The following is a 5,048-nucleotide window of genomic DNA, read 5'->3' on the forward strand; positions in this document are numbered from 1 at the left end:
CAGGAAGCCCGTGAATTAAACGACGAAATGGAAGGTCTTGTGAAAGATGCTTTAACAAATTAACTCAAAAGAGTGCCTAAGTATAAGACTGGGGAGGATTCCCTCCCCAAAATATTTTTTCAAAAACTTACACAAAAAACTTGACAATCCCAGAAAACTAAAAAAATTAGAAAGTCTATTCAAAGATTATCAGCTTGCTTTATATCTGTACGCATTTTCTACATTCCTTGAGGTCTTACTATTAGAGAATTTTGACTCACAATATTTAAACAGTACCTTAAGAAGAATTGAGGAGTATTCTTTAAAATATAGAGAATTATATACGCAGACTTACAATCTATTAGAGCGTTCTTCAAATACCTCTATTCAATCCGGTTTATTAAGCGGATTATCTGCAACAAGTAAAATAATGGGGAAAGCTATTGCCAAAGTTCCTGTTATTAGTAAGTCACAAATAGATGAGAATTTAATTGAAGCAGGTAAAAAACTTGAACTTCACACTTCAAATAGAACTATAAAAACATTAGATAAATTTGTAGATGTACAGAATACTGTGGTTACCCCTTTCATTGAAAATATCAAAACTATAAATATCCTGCATAATACAACTACAGAGTATCTCTTTGATAAAGAGAACTTGTATATCTGTCAGCATACTGAATAATAAAAAACACAAGGGATTTCCTTCACTAAGGATATATCTCTTGTGTTTCTTCTTTATGTATACTTTTCTTCTTTATTCGCCTCTCGTTTATTTTTTTCTATACATTTTTGAATATCTTCTTTGGAACGATAATATGTTGGAAATAAATCATTCACCTCTTTAATACATAAAGGGACTTCGATATTTGCTTTAGTTTCATAACTACATTCTGAAAAGCTTGTTATATCTATACCATCATAATTCCATGTATCTGTCGGATTAAAGTATAAAATAAATCCTAATGGATAAGCAGTTATCTCACTAACCGCCATTGATTCCAATGTAAAATCATTCTCTTTAAGTAAAACTGTTAATGGAGCATATTTTATAATATTACTTTTAGTAAAGTACATACAAATTTTATATTTCGTTTTATCTAGCCCGACTTCATTTTTATTTAAAACAAATTTCCTCAATGCATCCATTCTTGCATCTTCGAAATTATTAATTGAACAAAACATGGATAATATCTGCTTTATAAACCGAAGTGGGTAGACACCCTTTATACCGATTCCTTGTGTAGTGTTAGGAATATTATCTTTTAGTGTATAATGCATGACATGAGCAATTAAACTATAATCGTTTCCATACCACGCCCCTGTATTATTATTACAATTACTACAGAGAGAGTATTTCCCCATTCCCTTTTGTTGATTGTCATAAGGCAATCCAGAAATATCCCAAGGCATACGTTCACTATCTTCTATAATCTTATCTCCTGTTACAGGTTTGACAGGATTTGAATTAAATGCTGTCCTAGGTGGAATGTGTTCAAATGTCAAATCACATTCTTTTCTACATAAAGCACATTTTCCTTTAGGTTTCTTTCCCATTTTATCTCCTTAAATTTCATTTACTTGTAAATTGTTTTCGATTCTATATCATCTAATTTACTTAGATTTTCCTCTATAGGAATGTTTGTCCAACACGAACTTATATTATTCAATGAACATATTTCTGCTTTTTTATCACCAAAAGCACTTCTTGTTTTTTCGAGATTTTCAGGTCTTACCTGTTTTCCTATAGGATTAGAATACCATCCACAAAAATATATTTTATCATCTTCTTCAATTTTTCGTCTTTTCGATGCAACCAATAATACTTCTTTATAATTTGGCTTGGTAGTAAAGCGAATCGGAATTCTCCTATTCAATGCTTCAAAAAAATCATTAGGTTTAAAAACATGATTCGGATTATATTTTAACTCTAAATACGTCACCAATTTATTATAATCATCCAAATAGCTTTTTACTTTGTATCCTTTTTCGATTTCTAACTCGAACACTATTGGTTTAATACCAAGGGTTGTTAAATATAATCTAAACGGAATAATATCAACTAAAAATATGCAACTAAACTCTTTTTCATTATATTTAAAAGGAAATATTGCTCTTGTTTCACCGATTTCTTTCATATTTTGATGTAAAACTCTTAATCCTGTAAATTCATACATGTTAATCCCTCCTCGTATAACTTTTCGTCATATCGGAACACTTTTCAAAAGTTGTAAAATCGTTGTAATGTACTTACCTATTGTGAGTAAAACCGCATAAAATAAGGAGATTTAGGCAAAAGAGAAACTCCTGCCGTGGCAGATGAAAAGCACTTTTATCATTGTTGCATAACCTCGCATTTCTTAGTTTTTCTTGATATTCCGGGCTTTGTAAGCCTTTGTAAATTTTTGCTTTCCGGCATAACATGGTTCATTTTCGCATAATATCGTCCGCAAAAGGTGTAAAATAAGGTGTATATTTTTCTATTTTACACCTTGCTATTTTCAATTAAAAATCGTAATTACACAACCTTGATCCGGGCAACCTCTTCCCTGGCATCCTCAAGATTTACATGCGTATATGTATTCAGCGTTACGCTGATCTCTGAGTGGCCCATCAAATATTGCAATGCTTTTGGATTCATTCCGGATTTTGCCATATTTGAGCAATAGGTATGCCGACATACATGCGGTGTAATGACAGGCATCTGTACTTTGTAAGTATTATTATATTTCTGAATGATGTGTTGAAAATAATGCTCCCAGTGCAGGGAATAACAGATACTTCCATTTTTATCAAAGTATAAGAATCCACTTTTTCCATCTACCATAGGTTCTGCTTTGGGCGGGTTCCATTTTTCTATAATTTTCCGAAAACATTCCTCTACATCTGCAGTCATAGGTATCTTTCTCGTTCCGCTGGTTGTTTTAGTCTCTTGAATATAATATCCGATTTTTGATTTTTTCTACAATTGATGATCAATGTTGATCGTATGCTCCTTGAAATCAATATCAGAAATCGTCAAACCACAAAATTCCGAGATGCGAAGGCCGGTTTTAAATAATATGTAGATTTCCTCATAATACCTGCAAAAATGAAGATCCGCCTTCACAAATCGTAGAAACTTACGTTCCTCTGCTCTACTGATTGCCTCTCTTGTCACACTGTCATTCACAACCACTTCCATTAGCTGAAACTGAAAGGGATTTTTCCTGATCAGGTCATCATCCACTGCCAACTGAAATGCCGGACGAAGAACTCCTCGGATTGAATGGATGGAACTATAACTTTTCTTTTCTACCTGCTGAAGATGTATCAGCCAACATTTTGCATCCGAAATCCGAACCGTATCAATCCTTCTTTTTCCAAATGGATCTTTCTTCAATAAATTGATAACTGTTCCGTATCCTGCAACTGTAGTAGGTCTGACACCGGTTCTTGTTGATGTATATTTTTCAACCAGTTCCAGTACCGTCATATTTCCGCCATTTGTTGCAATCTGCTCAAAATGATCCGCCTGGATTTTCTTCTCCATCTCTCGAAGCGACAAAGTACGGCGCTTTCCTTTCGGAGTTGCATCGTTATGGTCTAAGCGCCAGCTATATACGCAGCGCTCCTTTCCCATCTCATCGACATACTTAAATCGATATCTGCCATCAGATAACTGTATTTCTCCATTGTGTAATATACGTCCTCTATGATCTCTCCTTTTTTCACTCATAATATTTTAGTCTCCTTCATCAAATGTTCATTTAACTTGGAAGACCGTCTCGGTTTCTTCATTATACCACAAGACCTTTCCTTCGCTAAGATAAAATGAACATTATTTTCATTACTATTTTTTCTATTCTGTTACTTAAACTGTGCTGGCTGTATCCAGATAATCTTCAAATAATTTTCTTTTGAACCGTATATGAGAACCTACTTCCAAAATGAAATCCGCTCCCTCATTTTCACCTACAATCTGCCTTAATCTCTTTTCTCCAATTCCGTAATATTCTGCTGCTTCGGAAACATTTAAAGAATATTTCTTCCAAACAGGTATTGTTTTTTCTGTATGATTCATTCGCATTCCTCCTCCCCTCGGTTTGTATTCAACAAGGTTTTCGCTTTCTCCATTTTCATACTTGCAATTGCTTCTCTTTTACTTGTGCCTCCCACATACATTGGCGTACACATTTCCAAAGTACGGTCATAGATACGTCTTTTATCTAACATGGTTTCACTTTTTATTTCTTTCAGTGGAAGATTGGTCGTGATGATCAAAGGTCGTCCTGAACGAATTCTGCGGTCTATGACGCTAAAAATAATTCCTAACGCATATTCTTAATTTCGTTCCACTCCAAGATCATCAATAATCAAAAGCTGGTAAGAAGCCAATGCATTGATATATTCCGTTTTGTCTGCCAGTGGAAATATATCATCGATAATGGTATTGAAATTTGTCATCTTTACCGTTACTTCTCGTTTAAGAAGATCATTGGCAATACACCCGGCAATATAACTTTTCCCGGTACCAACCGGTCCCCAAAACAAACAACCAATATGATTTCTTTTCATTTTATCCCAGTTATCAACATAATTTTTTGCCTTATGCATTACCGCATCTGACATATCTGCATTCTCAAATGTCCACTCTTCCATTCTGCTCTCATCAAAACAGATGCTCGTATTTCTGCTGACTAATTCCCGGCGCTCTTTGTCTTTAAAATATTTTTGTTCTTCTTCATATGCTTTTCTATCACAGGCACATTGCCTGGAATGTTTCTTCATCCCCATAAATCCACCCTTAGGAAAAAATGCTTCTTTCGCTTCCCCACAGACTTTGCAGTATTGCAAACCATCACTGCCTACACATACAGTATCTTCTTCTCTCATCACAAACTCTCTCCTTCTCCATAGCAATAATTTACTTCATGATATTTATTTCTTTTATATTTCTCAGTTACTTTACTAGGTGCCACATTTCCGACTCCTGCACAGCCATTTTTACGGCTAGTATAGAATAAATTAAATTTATGCTATATATTTTTGAGATGATGTATGGTAAAATAGTGTTATCAAAGAAAGGA

At 34.1% G+C, this 5,048-nt stretch carries 4 protein-coding genes and 2 pseudogenes; 1 reads left to right on the plus strand and 5 read right to left on the minus strand.

The window, feature by feature from the left end:
• The first annotated feature begins 409 nt into the window (after positions 1-409).
• A complete protein-coding gene (locus tag NSA57_RS19125; RefSeq protein ID WP_257465816.1) occupies positions 410-664 on the plus strand; it encodes a hypothetical protein in 255 nt (84 codons plus the stop codon).
• A 53-nt stretch (positions 665-717) separates the two neighbouring features.
• Here NSA57_RS19125 and NSA57_RS19130 read toward each other — a convergent pair whose 3' ends face one another.
• The 5 genes and pseudogenes from NSA57_RS19130 to NSA57_RS19150 form a co-directional block, all read right to left on the minus strand.
• Complete coding sequence (locus NSA57_RS19130) at positions 718-1,536, minus strand: hypothetical protein (RefSeq protein WP_257360870.1); 819 nt, start codon at positions 1,534-1,536, stop codon at positions 718-720.
• Between the two features lie 20 nt (positions 1,537-1,556).
• Positions 1,557-2,156, minus strand: coding sequence for a DUF6037 family protein (locus tag NSA57_RS19135; protein ID WP_257360871.1), 600 nt, complete (start codon positions 2,154-2,156; stop codon positions 1,557-1,559).
• A gap of 341 nt (positions 2,157-2,497) precedes the next feature.
• A pseudogene (locus NSA57_RS19140) lies at positions 2,498-3,697 on the minus strand (integrase DNA-binding domain-containing protein).
• Between the two features lie 135 nt (positions 3,698-3,832).
• On the minus strand, positions 3,833-4,042 hold the full coding sequence (locus tag NSA57_RS19145; protein ID WP_117813857.1) for a MerR family transcriptional regulator: 210 nt from the start codon (positions 4,040-4,042) through the stop codon (positions 3,833-3,835).
• A pseudogene (locus tag NSA57_RS19150) lies at positions 4,039-4,854 on the minus strand (ATP-binding protein). Before NSA57_RS19150 ends, NSA57_RS19145 begins: the two are co-directional and overlap by 4 nt.
• Between the last annotated feature and the right edge of the window lie 194 nt (positions 4,855-5,048).

The sequence above is a fragment of the Blautia caecimuris genome, from assembly GCF_024622975.1.
Classification (GTDB): domain Bacteria; phylum Bacillota; class Clostridia; order Lachnospirales; family Lachnospiraceae; genus Blautia_A; species Blautia_A caecimuris.